The organism is Mucilaginibacter sp. 22184 (genome assembly GCF_052045695.1).
Taxonomy (GTDB): Bacteria; Bacteroidota; Bacteroidia; order Sphingobacteriales; family Sphingobacteriaceae; genus Mucilaginibacter.
The window spans coordinates 18,369-34,027 of record NZ_JBQEPI010000009.1; the positions used below are offsets into that span (position 1 = coordinate 18,369).

15 protein-coding genes are annotated in these 15,659 nt (G+C 43.7%); 8 read left to right on the forward strand and 7 right to left on the reverse strand.

Annotated features, from left to right (window positions below; translation table 11 throughout):
* Nucleotides 1-195: 195 nt before the first annotated feature.
* Complete coding sequence (locus ACTJKG_RS19945; protein ID WP_440740230.1) at nt 196-882, reverse strand: hypothetical protein; 687 nt, start codon at nt 880-882, stop codon at nt 196-198.
* Between the two features lie 322 nt (nt 883-1,204).
* On the opposite strand from ACTJKG_RS19945, the gene ettA reads away from it, so the two are divergent.
* A complete protein-coding gene (gene ettA, locus ACTJKG_RS19950; protein ID WP_172337462.1) occupies nt 1,205-2,887 on the forward strand; it encodes an energy-dependent translational throttle protein EttA in 1,683 nt (560 codons plus the stop codon).
* A 259-nt stretch (nt 2,888-3,146) separates the two neighbouring features.
* The gene (locus ACTJKG_RS19955) at nt 3,147-4,214 is read left to right on the forward strand and encodes a branched-chain amino acid aminotransferase (RefSeq protein WP_166091646.1); all 1,068 of its coding nucleotides are present in this window, start codon (nt 3,147-3,149) and stop codon (nt 4,212-4,214) included.
* A 60-nt stretch (nt 4,215-4,274) separates the two neighbouring features.
* On the opposite strand, the gene ACTJKG_RS19960 is transcribed toward ACTJKG_RS19955, so the two are convergent.
* The 3 genes from ACTJKG_RS19960 to ACTJKG_RS19970 all read right to left on the reverse strand — a co-directional run bounded on the left by ACTJKG_RS19960 (nt 4,275) and on the right by ACTJKG_RS19970 (nt 6,387).
* Entirely contained in the window at nt 4,275-4,922 is a 648-nt protein-coding gene (locus tag ACTJKG_RS19960) for an SGNH/GDSL hydrolase family protein (RefSeq protein ID WP_253952309.1), read from the reverse strand.
* Between the two features lie 65 nt (nt 4,923-4,987).
* Complete coding sequence (gene lipB, locus ACTJKG_RS19965) at nt 4,988-5,743, reverse strand: lipoyl(octanoyl) transferase LipB (RefSeq protein WP_172337463.1); 756 nt, start codon at nt 5,741-5,743, stop codon at nt 4,988-4,990.
* The gene (locus tag ACTJKG_RS19970) at nt 5,743-6,387 is read right to left on the reverse strand and encodes a 4'-phosphopantetheinyl transferase family protein (protein WP_172337464.1); all 645 of its coding nucleotides are present in this window, start codon (nt 6,385-6,387) and stop codon (nt 5,743-5,745) included. The genes lipB and ACTJKG_RS19970 overlap by 1 nt, the downstream gene beginning before the upstream one ends.
* A gap of 278 nt (nt 6,388-6,665) precedes the next feature.
* On the opposite strand from ACTJKG_RS19970, the gene dcd reads away from it, so the two are divergent.
* Both dcd and ACTJKG_RS19980 read left to right on the forward strand, forming a co-directional pair.
* The gene (gene dcd, locus ACTJKG_RS19975; protein ID WP_166091642.1) at nt 6,666-7,202 is read left to right on the forward strand and encodes a dCTP deaminase; all 537 of its coding nucleotides are present in this window, start codon (nt 6,666-6,668) and stop codon (nt 7,200-7,202) included.
* 156 nt (nt 7,203-7,358) lie between these two features.
* Nucleotides 7,359-10,082 carry a TonB-dependent receptor gene (locus tag ACTJKG_RS19980; protein WP_440740231.1) on the forward strand — a complete coding sequence of 908 codons (2,724 nt, stop codon included), beginning with the start codon at nt 7,359-7,361 and terminating at the stop codon, nt 10,080-10,082.
* A gap of 142 nt (nt 10,083-10,224) precedes the next feature.
* Here the strand turns inward: ACTJKG_RS19980 and ACTJKG_RS19985 are convergent, their stop codons facing one another.
* A complete protein-coding gene (locus ACTJKG_RS19985; RefSeq protein ID WP_216650678.1) occupies nt 10,225-11,091 on the reverse strand; it encodes a hypothetical protein in 867 nt (288 codons plus the stop codon).
* A gap of 115 nt (nt 11,092-11,206) precedes the next feature.
* Here ACTJKG_RS19985 and ACTJKG_RS19990 point away from each other — a divergent pair, with 115 nt between their 5' ends.
* Both ACTJKG_RS19990 and ACTJKG_RS19995 read left to right on the forward strand, forming a co-directional pair.
* Nucleotides 11,207-11,488: an ATP-dependent Clp protease adaptor ClpS gene (locus ACTJKG_RS19990; RefSeq protein WP_076379060.1), complete on the forward strand. Its 282-nt coding sequence runs from the start codon at nt 11,207-11,209 to the stop codon at nt 11,486-11,488.
* 146 nt (nt 11,489-11,634) lie between these two features.
* On the forward strand, nt 11,635-12,195 hold the full coding sequence (locus ACTJKG_RS19995; protein ID WP_440740232.1) for a histidine phosphatase family protein: 561 nt from the start codon (nt 11,635-11,637) through the stop codon (nt 12,193-12,195).
* Nucleotides 12,196-12,477: 282 nt separating this feature from the next.
* Here ACTJKG_RS19995 and ACTJKG_RS20000 read toward each other — a convergent pair whose 3' ends face one another.
* Nucleotides 12,478-13,905 (reverse strand): L-serine ammonia-lyase, encoded by a 1,428-nt coding sequence (locus tag ACTJKG_RS20000; RefSeq protein ID WP_440740233.1) that lies wholly within the window; start codon nt 13,903-13,905, stop codon nt 12,478-12,480.
* A gap of 132 nt (nt 13,906-14,037) precedes the next feature.
* Here ACTJKG_RS20000 and ACTJKG_RS20005 point away from each other — a divergent pair, with 132 nt between their 5' ends.
* Both ACTJKG_RS20005 and ACTJKG_RS20010 read left to right on the forward strand, forming a co-directional pair.
* The gene (locus tag ACTJKG_RS20005; RefSeq protein ID WP_440740234.1) at nt 14,038-14,514 is read left to right on the forward strand and encodes a DUF5684 domain-containing protein; all 477 of its coding nucleotides are present in this window, start codon (nt 14,038-14,040) and stop codon (nt 14,512-14,514) included.
* Nucleotides 14,514-14,897: a DUF2752 domain-containing protein gene (locus ACTJKG_RS20010; RefSeq protein WP_440740235.1), complete on the forward strand. Its 384-nt coding sequence runs from the start codon at nt 14,514-14,516 to the stop codon at nt 14,895-14,897. The genes ACTJKG_RS20005 and ACTJKG_RS20010 overlap by 1 nt, the downstream gene beginning before the upstream one ends.
* Here the strand turns inward: ACTJKG_RS20010 and ACTJKG_RS20015 are convergent.
* A complete protein-coding gene (locus ACTJKG_RS20015; protein WP_440740236.1) occupies nt 14,861-15,607 on the reverse strand; it encodes an RDD family protein in 747 nt (248 codons plus the stop codon). The two genes, ACTJKG_RS20010 and ACTJKG_RS20015, sit on opposite strands and share 37 nt — an antisense overlap.
* Between the last annotated feature and the right edge of the window lie 52 nt (nt 15,608-15,659).

A 15,659-nucleotide genomic window follows, 5' to 3' on the forward strand; every position in this document is an offset into this window, starting at 1 on the left:
ATAGAGGGTGGTAACAGAAACATCTTCTCTCCACGCGTCATTGCTGACGCGTGTATTAAGAGGCGACGCCGGGAGTTGGCTGTGCGTCATGCCATTCATTAGCTATTAAAACGCCAATAGGGCTCCTGCCTAATTCAGAAGCCCCAAAGAGCGGTTATATCAATTTCTAATTTTCCGATAAACCAGATCCACCGGTTATTTTTTGGAATAGTTGGAGTATTCGGTAATGGTTTGCACATTAACTTGCTGTCCCAGAAATTTAGCCAGGATATTGAGATTTTGATTAGTGGCAAAATAGCGTTTCGCCTGGTCGTCCATGATATATTTTTGTACCAGGTCAAACTTTTCGGCATTGAGTATTTTAATTTTCAGCGGCTTTTCATTCAGCGCTTCTACTTGCTCCAGCTCCTTGGTGCCCAGGTTAATGGTCATGTAAAACCGGCAATCCTTCATGAAGGAGGCGTCTTTGGCAATACCGGCAGGATCAAGCTTATAACTGATCACCAGCGAACCTGAGGTTTCTTTCTCCACCTTATAACTTGCATCATCTGTTTTGTTGGATGCCGACTCTTTATTCTGACTTTTCCGGAAGGAATTGATATCAGACTTAGATGGATTTTTTCCATTTACAGCAGTCACCGTCCACTCCTCACCCTTCGCACCGGATGGATCAAACTTGGCGTCAATCACCGTTTCTTTTCCCGCGGCTATGGTGGTTTGTTTCAGTTCATAGGTGTAATTATCGGGTTGCTGAAGATAGTCGGGATTGAGGATCTTCGCGTCAATACCATGTTTGGAAAAGGCATCCAATACGGTAGATTTTTGAGCCGATACATTCAAGGTAGATATTACCCAAAGCAAAAGAGCAAACAGGGCTTTCATTATACTTCCTTTTAATCCAAATCTCATTTTAACATGATCAGCAATTGCTCCAAATCCTAAGCCCGCCAATGTCATTGCATGTGTGTTTTTCATTTTTCTATACTATTTGTTATTATTTTGATGGCGCAAAACTACCGGCAGGTAAAGTGCCATGAGGTAGTTTTCTGAGTGAAGCAGCAAAAACCGTCACTGAATCGTCGATCGGGAATATTGAAATGATTTAGCGTTTTGGTGAGATCTGCAAATAAGATATTATATGTGTCAGCTTTTCGGGGAATCCGCCAATTTTAACCATATTTGAATTTCTTTTTTAATCAATTATATGGCAGACGAAAAGATCATATTTTCAATGGCTGGGGTTAGTAAGATCTACCCTCCGCAAAAAACAGTTTTAAAAAACATTTACCTCTCGTTTTTCTATGGCGCCAAAATTGGCGTTATCGGTTTAAACGGTTCGGGTAAGTCGTCCTTATTAAAAATTATAGCAGGAATTGATAAAACCAATATAGGCGAGGTTGTTTTTTCGCCGGGATATACCGTAGGCTACCTGAGCCAGGAGCCCGAACTTGATCCCGAAAAAACCGTGCGCGAAGTAGTGGAAGAAGGCGTTGCCGAAACTACCGCCTTATTAAAGGAATACGAGGAGATCAACGAGAAATTTGGCCTGGAAGAATATTATAGCGACGCTGATAAAATGGATAAGCTGATGGCCCGCCAGGGCGAACTGCAGGACCAGATAGACGCCGTGAACGCCTGGGAACTGGATACCAAGCTGGAGCGTGCCATGGATGCCCTGCGCTGCCCAGAACCCGATACTAAAATCGCGGTACTATCTGGTGGTGAGCGCCGTCGTGTAGCACTTTGTCGTCTTTTGTTGAAAGAACCGGATGTATTGTTGCTGGATGAGCCTACCAACCACCTGGATGCTGAGTCGATCGATTGGCTGGAGCAGCATTTACAACAATATAAAGGTACCGTGATTGCCGTAACGCACGACCGTTACTTTCTGGATAACGTAGCCGGTTGGATCCTGGAACTCGACCGTGGTGAAGGTATTCCATGGAAAGGCAACTATTCTTCATGGCTCGACCAGAAAGCCAAACGCCTGGCGCAGGAAGAAAAGAGCGAAAGCAAACGCCAGAAAACCCTGGAGCGCGAGCTGGAATGGGTACGCATGGGTCCGAAAGGTCGCCACGCCAAATCAAAAGCCCGTTTAGGTAATTATGAAAAATTGGCCTCAGAAGAAACCAAGGAACGCGAAGAAAAGCTGGAACTGTTCATTCCACCGGGCCCGCGTTTGGGTAATGTGGTGATTGAGGCCAATGGCGTAAGTAAATCATATGGCGATAAATTATTGTTTGATAACCTAAGCTTCTCCTTACCGCCGGCAGGCATTGTGGGTATCATCGGGCCAAACGGCGCTGGTAAAACCACGCTGTTCCGCTTGATCACCGGCCAGGATAAACCGGATGCGGGGACCTTCCGTGTAGGTGAAACTGTGGCTTTGGGTTATGTGGACCAGATGCATGACGACCTTGACCCCAACAAATCTGTTTGGGAAAACGTAACCGGCGGGTTGGAGACCATTATGGTGGGCAACCGTCCGCTAAATTCCAGGGCCTATGTATCCAAATTCAACTTTAACGGTGCCGATCAGCAGAAAAAAGTAGGTGTATTATCAGGTGGTGAACGTAACCGAGTGCATCTTTCCATCACCCTCAAAAAAGGATCGAACGTGCTGTTGCTGGATGAGCCTACTAATGATATCGATGTAAACACACTGCGCGCACTGGAAGAAGCGTTGGAAAACTTTGGCGGCTGCGCTGTAGTGATCAGTCACGACCGCTGGTTCCTTGACCGTATCTGTACCCACATCCTGGCTTTCGAGGGCAACTCGCAGGTATACTTCTTTGAAGGCAACTATACCGACTACGAAGAAAACCGCAAAAAACGCCTGGGCGATATAGCACCTAAGCGTATTAAGTATAAGAAGCTGACGGTGTAAGAAGCTATTCCTATAGTAAATTAAAAAACAAGCTTGTCATCCTGAGGAACGAAGGATCTATTCGCTGATTAGATTCTTCGCTACGCTCAGAATGACAAACTTGTTTTTTTGCCATAACCAACTGCCATTTACCCCTCCGTTAATTTCCTGTCATAATATGCAACAATCCCCGAAAATTGGCCTAACTATCAATTCCTTATCCCGATTCCATAAAAAAATTCCTAACTTGCCATTTTCTAAATTATAAACACATAAGGCCATGACTGAGACGCTGGACATCAAGATCACCAAAACCGCACATTCCCGTTTAGCTGAAACGGATTTTGACAACTTACCATTCGGAAAAACATTTTCTGACCACATGTTTGTGGCTGATTATGCCGATGGTGAATGGAAGAACCTGCAGGTCATTCCGTACGGCGAAATTGGGGTTAGTCCTGCTATTTCTGCACTGCATTACGGACAGGCATTTTTTGAAGGGCTAAAAGCCTACAAACATGCCGATGGAAAAGTAACTATTTTCCGTCCGGATAAAAACGCTATCCGCTTCAACAAATCGGCCGAACGTTTGTGCATGCCGACACTACCCGAAGAAATATTTTTACAAAGTATGGCCGCCGTGGTTGATATCGACCGCGAGTGGGTGCCTGCTAAAGCTAATCATGCTTTATACATCCGCCCGTTTATGTTCGCTACAGATCCGTTCCTGGGCGTAACTCCATCTGCTACCTATAAGTATATGGTAATTGCAGGCCCTGTTGGACCATATTTCTCAAAAACACTGCGTGTTAAAATCGAAACACATTATACCCGCGCTGCCGAAGGCGGTATGGGTTATGCCAAAGCAGCCGGCAATTATGGCAGCGCCATGTTACCAGCCCGCAAAGCCGCAGAAGAAGGTTTTGACCAACTGATATGGACCGATGCCAAAGAGCATAAATACATTGAAGAAATGGGCGCAGCCAACGCTATGTTCCTATTGGATGGCGTATTGATTACTGCCGAAGCAAAGGATACTATATTGGATGGCGTAACGCGCGATACCGTTATCGCTTTAGCAAAAGAATGGGGCATCCCGGTTGAAACCCGCAAAGTTTCTGTAGCCGAAATTATTGAAGGTGCCAAAAACGGCAAACTGACCGATGCTTTTGGCGCAGGTACCGCCGCTACTATTGCTTCAGTAGGCTCTATAAGTGTTGATGGCGAGGAATATTTCCTGAGCGATCCAAAAACACGTGAGTTCTCTCAAAAAGTTTTAGCAACGCTTGATGCCATTAAATACGGTAACGCGCCCGATACTTATGGCTGGAATTACCTTGTAGGTTAATTATACTTACCCATATAATAAAAAAGGTGTACCAAATGGTACACCTTTTTTATTATAATATTATTTCTTTTCCAGGGCATCCAAAACAACCAGTTTCAGTTTATCAACCCACATCTGGTACATAGTGGCGGATGGATGTAAACCGTCATCGGCAATAAGCGATCTGTTGTTGGCTGCCAGTTTGGATATAGCGGTGATATCCGTATAGTTAACACCCGCGTTGGCACTCTCCTGCCGGTTAATATCATTAAACTGATCAATCTCTTTACCAATACGTGCGTCATCGCCATGTGCAAATGGTGTTACTCCATAATCGGGTATGGATAATACAAAAACATGCTTTGTATCGCCTTTGGCCAACTTGATGGCCGTATTTAAAACCTGCACAAACTTAACGCGATAATCGGCCTGGCTGCCGCCGCCGTACTGGTCGTTCACGCCAATAAGCAGGGTCACTATGTCGTAGGTTTTGTTTTTGACATCGCTGTCATCAATAGCGGATATCAACTGCTGGGTTGTCCAGCCAGTTCGGGCTATAATGGTTGGCCCGGTTATTTTATGTCCCGGCAATTGCCCGGCAAGTTTGTATGGAAAAGCATCATGTTCATCAACCGACTGGCCAATGGTATAGGAATCGCCCAGAGCCAGGTAGCTTAACGTATCCCTCGCGGGAATATCTGATCTTGTGCCGGTTGGTATGTTTGACATTGATGCGGTTTTTGTACACGCCGATAAGGCGCTTAATGAGAATAAAACTAAAAATAATGCTTTCATCATAAAATCTCCATATCAAACAATACGGAAATATGATGTTTAAGGATTTTTTTCACTTCATTTATATCAACTTCATGGCCCAGTTCTTTTTGCATGGAGGTTACGGCCTTATCATCAATACCACAGGGCACAATATTGTTAAAATAGTCCAGATCGGTATTGATATTGAAAGCCAGTCCGTGCATAGTTACCCAGCGGCTGCAACGTACGCCCATGGCGCATATCTTGCGGGCATTCTCATTATCGGCATCAAACCAAACACCGGTATAGCCTGGGTAGCGACCAGCCTTTAAACCATAATCGGCCAGGGTTAAAATAATGGCTTCCTCCAGCGTGCGCAGGTACAAGTGTATATCAGTAAAGAAATTATCCAGGTCCAGTATCGGGTACGATACAATCTGGCCCGGACCATGATAAGTAATATCCCCGCCACGATTAATGCTATAATAAACCGCGTTTTTTTCTTTTAGCCCGTTTTCGTCAAGCAATAAATGTTCGGGCTTACCGCTTTTACCCAGGGTGTACACATGGGGGTGCTCGCAAAATACCAGGTAGTTAAAAGTTTCCTCGGGTTCAAACGGCTCAAAGGTACCGGCGGCAACTGGTTCTTTGGCGGCAGCTTCATAAGCCAGCTCACTGTTGCGGTTATGGAGTTTGGTTTTTACCGAGGCGGCAAACAGCTCCTCCTGTTTGTCCCAGGCTTCCTGATAATCGATCAAGCCCCAATCTTGAAAAAATACTTTTTTGTTCTTCATTACATTTGTCCCTTTACATAGCCTACCATGTAGCCTTCATACTGCATGTAGCTCACCACATAATCCAGGTTGATATTATTTTTATGCAGGCGCGCACTCAGTTCGCCACGGGTATTAAAATTAAAAGGATCCAGGAAAATATTATCGGCAAAGGATACTTCTTTTTCTCCGTTGCATTTATAAATGGCTTCTTTAGCGCACCAGCAAACATATAGCTGTTCTATTTTATGCTCTTTATCAATAAAGGAAAGTTCGTCGGAGCGTAAGAATTTACCGGCAATGCGCTCTACCTTTTGTTTTATCAGTTCAATATCTATCCCTACTTTATGTGTTTTGCTAATCATCACAGCAGCGTAATCAAAAGAGTGGCTCAGCGAAATATGATAAGGCAGGTTTACCAGATAGGGTTTGCCATGTGCATCAACCTTACAATCAATATATTCGTCGGTATGCAGCATTGTGCGCAGCAGCACACGAGTGGCCAGCCAGTGCAGGTAGCGCTTGCTGTTGCTTAGTTTTTCAACGTAGGCTTTTTCGTCCTCGTCAAGTTGTAATTGGTTGTACAGGTCGTCGGCCTCTTCTTCAATTCTCCAGAGCGCAAATTCGGTATCATCGTCAATACGCTGCCTGTATGCTATAGCCATAATTAGTAAAATTGCAAAATAGGTAGCAAACTTATGTCAAATAAATTTAATTAAATAATTGTTTAGTATCGAGTAGTTAGTATCAAATATCACGACAGTTTATGTGACTGTTTCAGATTCGGTTATTAAAAATCTTAATACTTGATACTAACTACCTGATACTAAAATTTAGTATCAGGTATCGCGACAATTTACACGGCTATTTCAGATTCTGTTATTAAAAATCTTGATACTTGATACTATCTACTTGCGACTAAAATAGTAATTTAGGCCCTACCATGATATTATCAGATAAGCGCATTCTCGAAGAAATTGAAAAAGGAAGTATTATTATTGAACCCTTTAAACGCGAATGCCTGGGTACCAACTCCTACGACGTTCATTTAGGCAAGCACCTGGCCACTTACCGCGATAGGGTGCTGGATGCCAAACTGCACAACGAAATTGATGGCTTTGAGATCCCCAAAGAAGGATTTATCCTGCAGCCCAATACGCTTTACCTCGGCGTTACCATGGAGTATACCGAAACCCATAACCATGTACCTTTTCTGGAAGGTAAATCAAGTACCGGCAGGTTAGGCATTGATATACATGCTACCGCGGGCAAAGGCGATGTTGGCTTTTGCAATACCTGGACGCTGGAGATCTCCTGCGCCCAACCCGTACGCATTTACGCCGGCATGCCCATTGGCCAGCTCATCTACTTTGTGGTGGAAGGGGATATCGAAACCATGTATAATACCAAAAGCAACGCTAAATATAATAACCCGACAACACGCCCTGTGGAAAGCATGATGTGGAAGAATAAGTTTTAATCGTTTTTTTGGGGATCGATTAAACCATTGTTGTTGGGGAAGGTCAAAGTGAAAATTAAGCTTAAACGCACATAAATTTAACCTTACATAATAAACCTATAACCTCACAACTCATCGCCTGATTAGATATTTTGTGTAGATTAAACTTTATTTACCATGATAACATTCAAAAAAGTATCTATCGGCTTATTGATAACTGTAATTGCTACGGTAATTTTTGGTTTCACGGGCCCAGGCGATGATTTGCTCGGTAAACTGGTGGACCAGCTTTATAAATGGCGCGCCGATCATCCGCAGGAAAAAGTTTATCTCCATCTGGACAAACCCTATTATGCCGTTGGCGATGATATCTGGTTTAAGGCTTATGTAACCATTGGCAGCAAACACCAGCTATCGGCCTATAGCGAAATATTAAATGTTGATCTGATAGGCGAAGATGATTCTGTAAAACGCAGTATCAAACTACCGCTCATCAGCGGCATGGCATATGGTGATTTTGCCCTGCCCGATACCATGCAGGAAGGCAACTATCGTATAAGAGCCTATACCAACTGGATGCGCAATGCGGGCGACGCTTATTTTTTTGATAAAACCATTACCATATCCAAAGCCATCGGCAATACTGTTTTTACCAAAACGGATTATACCTACGGTGAACAGAACGGCAAGCAAAGGGTAAACGCCGTGATTAATTTTACCGATGCAAACGGCGCACCATATGCCGGTAACGAGGTGAGCTACCGTGTTGAACTCAATGGCAAAACAGTTTTTAAAGGTAAGGGAGTAACCAATGACAAAGGCGACCTGCCAGCCTCATTTATTAATACTACACCCAACCCCGCGGCAACCGGTAATATTATTGCCAATATCAAACTAATCGATAAAAAAGTGATCACCAAGGTGGTGCCAGTCAAAGCGGTATCGGCCAAAACGGATGTCCAATTTTTTCCGGAAAGTGGCAACCTGATCAATGATGCCGGCTGTAAGGTAGCTTTTAAGGCGGTTGGCGCCGATGGCTTGGGTGTTGATATAAAAGGTACGGTTGTGGATGATCAAAACCAAACAGTAACTACATTTAGCAGTACCCACCTGGGTATGGGGGTATTCAATTTTACCCCCATAAACGGCAAAACCTATAAAGCGAAGGTGATATTTGCTGATGGATCTGGGGCTGATTTTAACCTACCTAAAGCGATTGATAATGCTTATGTTTTAAATATTGATAATTCTGCCGATGATAACCTGGTAGCGCGAATATTACCGGGATCTGGTATTGCACAAAATACTGCATCAAATGGCAGCCTCATGCTGGTAGCTCAAAGCAGCGGCGAAATCTACTATGCCGCTAAAAGCTCAGATAACGGAAAAACATTCAGGGCCATTATCCCAAAAAGTAAATTCCCATCGGGTATTGTACAGTTTACTTTGTTTTCGGCAACCGGCGAGCCTTTAAATGAACGCATCGTATTTATTCAAAATCCAGATCAGCTTAAATTATCAGTTTCGGCACCTAAGCAACAATTTGCGCCACGCGAAAAGGTGACCATTAATCTGAATGCTAAAAATAAAGAAGATAAGCCTGTAATTGGTAGTTTTTCGGCCTCGGTTATCGATCTGTCAAAAGTACCGGTTGATGAGACTAACGAGGAAAGCATTTTTTCGAACATATTGCTAAGTTCCGACCTGAAAGGTTATATAGAAAAACCAGGCTATTATTTTAGCAACCCAAGCGCAAAAACAAACGCCGATCTTGACGTATTGATGCTTACACAAGGCTATCGACGTTTTGAATGGAAACAGGTGATCAATGATGCTGTACCCCCTGCGGTTTATCAGCCCGAAAAAACATTACAAGTAACCGGACACTTAAAAACCTTTGGCGGTAAGCCCGTTCCTAATGGCAAAGTAACCTTATTTACAACCGCGGGCGGTACCTTTATTTTAGATACTGTAGCCGATGCCCAGGGCAAATTCACTTTCAATAACCTGGTTTTCAGGGACAGTATCAAATTTGTGGTGCAGGCCCGTACAGCCAAAGACCGTAAAAACCTGGAGATAGAGCTGGATAATATAGCACCTCAAGCAGTCGGAAAAAATAAAAATGCCCCGGATATACAGGTAAGTGTGAGCGATAGCCGGTCGGTTTATTTGCAGAACAGCAAAAAGCTGTTTAATGAGCAGGTAAAATATGGTATAGGGAACCATACCATTGTACTAAAAGAGGTAGTCGTAAAAGATACCCGTACCACGGCGGTAAAACATTCGTCAAACTTGAATGGAGCCGGTAACGCCGACCAGGTTTTAACTTACAAGGACCTGGAGAATTTGGGCGGTGGTCAGCTTTCCAATATCCTGGCAGGCCGGCTTTTAGGGGTAATGTTTCGCGGAGGTAAACCTTACTCTACCCGTGGCGGTGGCCCTATGCAGATTGTAGTTGATGGTATTTATATGGAAGCCGATTACCTGGACAATATAGTGATATCAGATATTGCCAGTATTGAAGTTTTGCGTTCTGCAGGCAATACGGCCATATATGGTTTCAGGGGAGGAAACGGCTTGCTGGTGATCACCACTAAACGGGGTGATGAAGGCTCTGTATATAACCGGTATGCTCCAGGCGTAGTTACTTATTCACCTAAGGGCTATTATAAAGCAAGGGAGTTTTATTCGCCCCAGTATGACGATCCTAAAACCAATACACAGATGCAGGATCTGCGGTCAACCATATACTGGAACCCCAAGATCATTACCGATAAAGAAGGCAACACTTCCTTCTCCTTCTTTAATGCGGATGGGAAAGGTACGTATCGTGTAATTATAGAAGGTATTGATGCCGATGGCAACCTGGGCAGACAGGTATTTAAATATAAGGTAGAGTAAAAAGTTAAAATTCAAAAGTAAAAAGTCAAAACCCGGCGTGGATTTTGACTTTTTACTTTTATATCAGTTGGGTTACTATCCTGATCAGTAATAATTCACTTATTTCAACAAGATAAGTTTTTTGAATTTTGACTTTTGAATTTTATTTAGCCAGGTAAAACTTCTCCCAAAAATCAACAGATTTGGCCAGTTCGCTGCGGCCGTTTTCTGCTCCACCGGCGCCAGCGCCCATACCACCACGGCCACCTCTGCCTCCACGACCACCGCCGCCCATTCCACCTCCACGACCGCCCCGGCCACCGCCACCACCAAAGCCACCGCTCTGATGATCAGGATTTTCGGCACCATCACCCTTGGCCCTTTGCAGCCCGTTTATTTTAAAGTTAAACGCCCACTCATTTTTAGCGATGTCATCGGCATGAAAAAATTGTAAAGGTACAGCCAGTTCATATACCAGGTTGCCTTTGGCATCATAATCAACGGCGGCTTTAATACCATAGGTGTTCGAGGTGGTTATCATATCACCCTCAATATCTTTAAAGCCTACCACTTTTATATTGCGCAGCTTGGTTACCCGTTCGCGCATCAGCTCATCACGGTCTTCCTGGGTAATATCGCCGCCGGGGTTATCCCGTTTGCCAAAAGTTGGTGGCGTTCCCGGATCGGCCAGCGGAAAAGTGAGGGAAAAGCTTTCCTTTTTTTTGCCTTTGGTATCAACACTCAGGGTTATACCCGCGTTTAACGTCCGGATCTGATCCATACGGTCGCTCACCCGTACGGCCGCGTAAAGCGTAGTTTGATCATTGGACAGCGTATAACTGATCTTTTTTTCGTCGTTAAAATAACGCAAACTGTCGCCCCAGTCCTTGAGGTTGCCATCAATGACAATAGGGCCAAATGGCACTTTCAGCGTAGATTGCGCATTTTTTGCGGTTTGTGCGTGGCTTACGCCAACAGCTAACAACTGAGCGGTACAGGCTAAAATAAAACAGGGGACAACTTTTTTCATAAAATTGGAGAGTTTAGGGTTTTTGATCGACGCTATATTGTAACATGATTTTTAAGCCCATAAAACACAATTTTAACACATTTATTATTGTTTTTGAGTAAATTTGTAGTTACGTATGCCAACCGAAACACAGGAAGAAACACTCACACTCGAAGAGATACTGGCAGGACTTAAAGAAGTTCACCGCCTGATACTATGGAACGATGATTTTAACACCTTTGATCACGTGATTCATTGTATGATGAAGTATCTGGATTACTCAGAAGCACAAGCCGAAAAAATTGCCTGGAAGGTACACAATGAAGGTAAATGCGCTGTATTAGAAGGCTCATTTACCGAAATGGAGATCTATCGCAAAATATTACAACAGGAAGGCCTTACCGTTAGTGTAGAGTAAGCGTCTTTTTGATTTCGGAGTTCGGATATTCGATTTTTAACAATTGTTGGTTTTCATTTGTGTTAAAGAGAGCTTCGCTGTTTCGGATTTGGATAATTTTCAATTCTGCTAATTTTTTAATTCTGCAAATTTTGATTCAGATGTTTATGATAAAGAGAATAGCTGTTTTATCTGCCTTGATCCTGATAGTGATTTGCTTTACAAATTGCAGTTTAAGTGCGCAAAGCAAAAACCTTAAACTGGTTTTTATACGCCATGCCGAGAAACCAGATGATGGCGATAACCTGTCATGTGCCGGTTTGAACCGGGCACTTAAATTACCAGCTGTTTTAAAGGCCAAATTCGGTTTGCCCGATCGGGTTTATGTGCCTGCCCTGCACCTCGGTAAATCAACTCCCCGGGCACGCATGTTTCAAACTATTTCGCCTTTTGCTATTAAGTATAATTTAACCATCAACAGTGTTTTTGAAGAAGAAGACACCAAAGATATGGCCGAAGAACTGGCCAGCCGGAAAGGTACTATACTGGTGGTATGGGAACACAACGAGATCACCTCTATATTGAAGAAGCTCGGCCTGAAGGTTAAAGACCTTCAATGGCCCGATAATGATTATGATACCATTTGGGTGGTAACCTTTAAAAATGATAAACCCGTTTTAACTGTTGACAAAGAGGGAATAAAGCCGGCCGTGGGTTGTAGTTTTTGACCAGCTCTAACCACCAACGTCATTGCGAGCGATAGCGTGGCAATCCCCGGTCTACAGAGCAGATCTGTATAGTTTGGGATTGCCACGCTATCGCTCGCAATGACGCATTTTTTTTGTTTGATACTGAGAACAAACAATAGGAATTGAGCATGCCGTAGGTATGCAACCTGAGTACAGTATCTACGGCACTGGTCTTGAAACTGGTTTATTCTACAAAGCTTGAACCCCGATGGGGTTTCCAAAATTCCTTATTTAACGGCCTTCCCTTTCAGGGAGCCAGGCTTAACATTCCGGCAAGCTGATTGGAATGTTAATAGCCAATCCACCGTCCGATGTCTCTTTATATTTGGAGTTCATATCCAATGCGGTTTGCCACATGGTTTTCACTACGGCATCCAAACTCACTTTCGCTTTTTCAGGGTTACTTTGTAAGGCTAGCTGCGAGGCCGTAATAGCTTTAATGGCACCCATAGTATTGCGCTCGATGCAGGGGATCTGCACCAGGCCACCTATCGGATCGCAGGTGAGGCCCAGGTGATGCTCCATGGCTATTTCGGCAGCCATAAGCACCTGCCTTTGTGTACCGCCCATACACTCGGTAAGCGCTGCCGCGGCCATGGCCGATGATACACCGATCTCGGCCTGGCACCCCCCCATCGCTGCCGATATGGTGGCACCTTTTTTAAAGATACTGCCAATTTCTGATGCCGTAAGCAAAAACTGGATGATGCGCTGATCAGTATTGCCTTCGCAAAAAACGATATAATACTGTAATACAGCAGGTATAACCCCTGCCGCGCCATTGGTAGGCGCGGTAACTACTCTGCCGAATGAAGCATTCTCTTCATTTACGGCCAAGGCAAAACAGCTTACCCAATCCAATATATTTTTAAACCCTTCACCAGTTTTACGAATGGCTAAAACCCATTCGTCGTAGTTGGAATAAGCGTTATTACCTATTAATTTACTGTTAAGTTTAAAAGCGCGACGTGCCACATTTAATCCCCCCGGCAATTGCCCGGTAGTATGGCAGCCACGGTAAATACATTCCTTTAACGCTTTAAAAATCTGTAGCACTCCGGTACGTGTTTCCTGCTCGCTGCGCCAGGCCAGCTCGTTTTCCATTACCACTTCTGATATCTTCAGCCCGGTTTTGATGCACCAGTGCAGCAGGTCGGCAGCGGTATCAATTGGAAACGGTAGATCAACCTCCTGTTTGGTTTGATTCGAGCCGCCTTCTTTTACTACAAAGCCCCCACCTATAGAATAATAGGTTTCTGAAACAGCCTTGCCATTACTTAAAAAAGCCTGAAAAGTTACCGCGTTGGGATGAAAAGGCAAGCTCTCATTAAACAGGAAAAGCAGGTCATCAACCACCGAAAAGGTAATGGCTTGAATGCCGCCGAGCTGTAATTTGTGGGTTGCTGTGATATCGCCGATCTTAGTTGTTATCTGGTCAACCTCAAAAGTTACCGGATCATCGCCACTCAATCCTAATAGTATGGCAATATCGGTACCATGACCACGACCCGTTTTGGCCAATGAACCGTAAAGCAGTATTTTCACCTGTTCAACCAGGGGCAAAACACCTTGCTGTTCAAGCGACTGCACAAACTGTTGCGCCGCCCGCCAGGGACCCAGTGTATGTGAACTGGAAGGCCCTATGCCTATCTTGAACATATCAAAAACCGAAATTTGTTCTCTCTGCATTACGTCAAAATTATAAATAAAATATCACACCTGCTTTGTAATAAAAGAGTGATGTATTTAATTTTTATTTAAATATTTTATATTTTGCAGCAATCAATAAACACTAAAACGATCACTTAAACCAAAATCAAAATGCAAGATTACGATCCTTCTTCAGCACCATCGGCTGGTTTAGCGGCTGCAATAATGGGCGCCATTTTAATTCCATCATTAATCATTGGCGTTATTTCACTTGTTGGCATGTGGAAAGTTTACGAAAAAGCCGGTAAACCGGGCTGGGCTGCCATCATACCGATCTATAATATCATCGTGCTTTTAGAAATTATTGGCAAACCCATCTGGTGGATATTCATGCTGATTATTCCTTGCTTGAATTTCATTTTTATTCCGTGGACTTACAATCTTTTGAGCAAAAGCTTTGGACAAGGTGTAGGCTTTACCCTAGGTCTCTTATTTTTATCCTTTATATTTTTCCCACTATTAGGCTTTGGCAACTTCCAATATTTAGGTCCTGCCGGCGCCGGGTTTGTGGGTGGCGGTAAACCATTTGATCCATCAACCAATTACCAGGATCCGTTCAACACTAATCCGCCTCCGCCGCAGGTGTAATGTTATTTAATAGTATCTATTTACAAATATTTTGCAGTCAGTCGGGGTTTATCCACTGGCTGCAAAATCATTTGCTCCCCTGCCCTTTCAAATATCTTACCGGCATCGATTGCCCAGGCTGCGGTTTCCAACGTGCGGTAGTTGCCCTTGTTCAGGGCGATCTTCAAAAAAGTTTTGCGCTGTACCCGCCAGCCATTCCGCTCCTGTTCTTTTTCGCCTACGGCATTGCCGACAGCTATTTTAAGCTGGACACGCCCAAATCAACTATGAAGAAAACCCTGTTCATAATCATGGGCAGCATGGTGCTGATTAGTTACGGCATTAAAATGTGGGGATTATATGGCCATTACAGTACATCGGCCTGGGCTATGATGTGGCTGTAATCTTTAATAATAGTTTGTAAAAACAACATGTTATTCATTTCGGCGGGTGGTGTTACATTCAGCAGATCTTTGATGCGTTGCGCCATATTATACACCAGCATACTGTTACCACTTTTTACATAATTGTTGATCACTTCGTTTATCAATTCAATATCCTGCTCGCTTAACTGGGCTGCTTCTGTAAAAACAGGCTGATAATTATCCCCCTCGGGTTTAAAAGCGATGTTTTGCATTTTGGTGCGGGGCACAGTCCTGATGAGTGTGGTACCGGCAACCATATCGCCCAGGCGTTGTGATTTGTCTGACACGGCCACACAGATCAATCCGCATAAATTTAAAGTACCCGGCAAAAAATCAATGATCCGGAATAACCAGCGCAACAGATATTGCCCCAGGCGCGGCCGGGCTCCATCCAGGCTTATTACCTTTATTTTCATGATCTTTTTACCCACACTCTGCCCGTTCATAGCCAATTCACATATCAGATCATAAAAAACATATAATACCGCGTAAACAATTAAGATAATGCCATTTGTAATTTCTCTCCCCACTCCGCCACTACCAAGAGCGGCAAAGATGATAAACGTTGCTATAATGATAACCCCAAACATGGCCATATCAATAATATAGGCCACAATACGTTCGCCCAAACCGGCTACCTCGTAATCAATATCTATATTTTGTGTGGTGGTTATCCTTATCGTTTGCATATGACTCAAATATAAAATGTAAATCTGTCTTTTTTAGTTGTTATATAGCTCT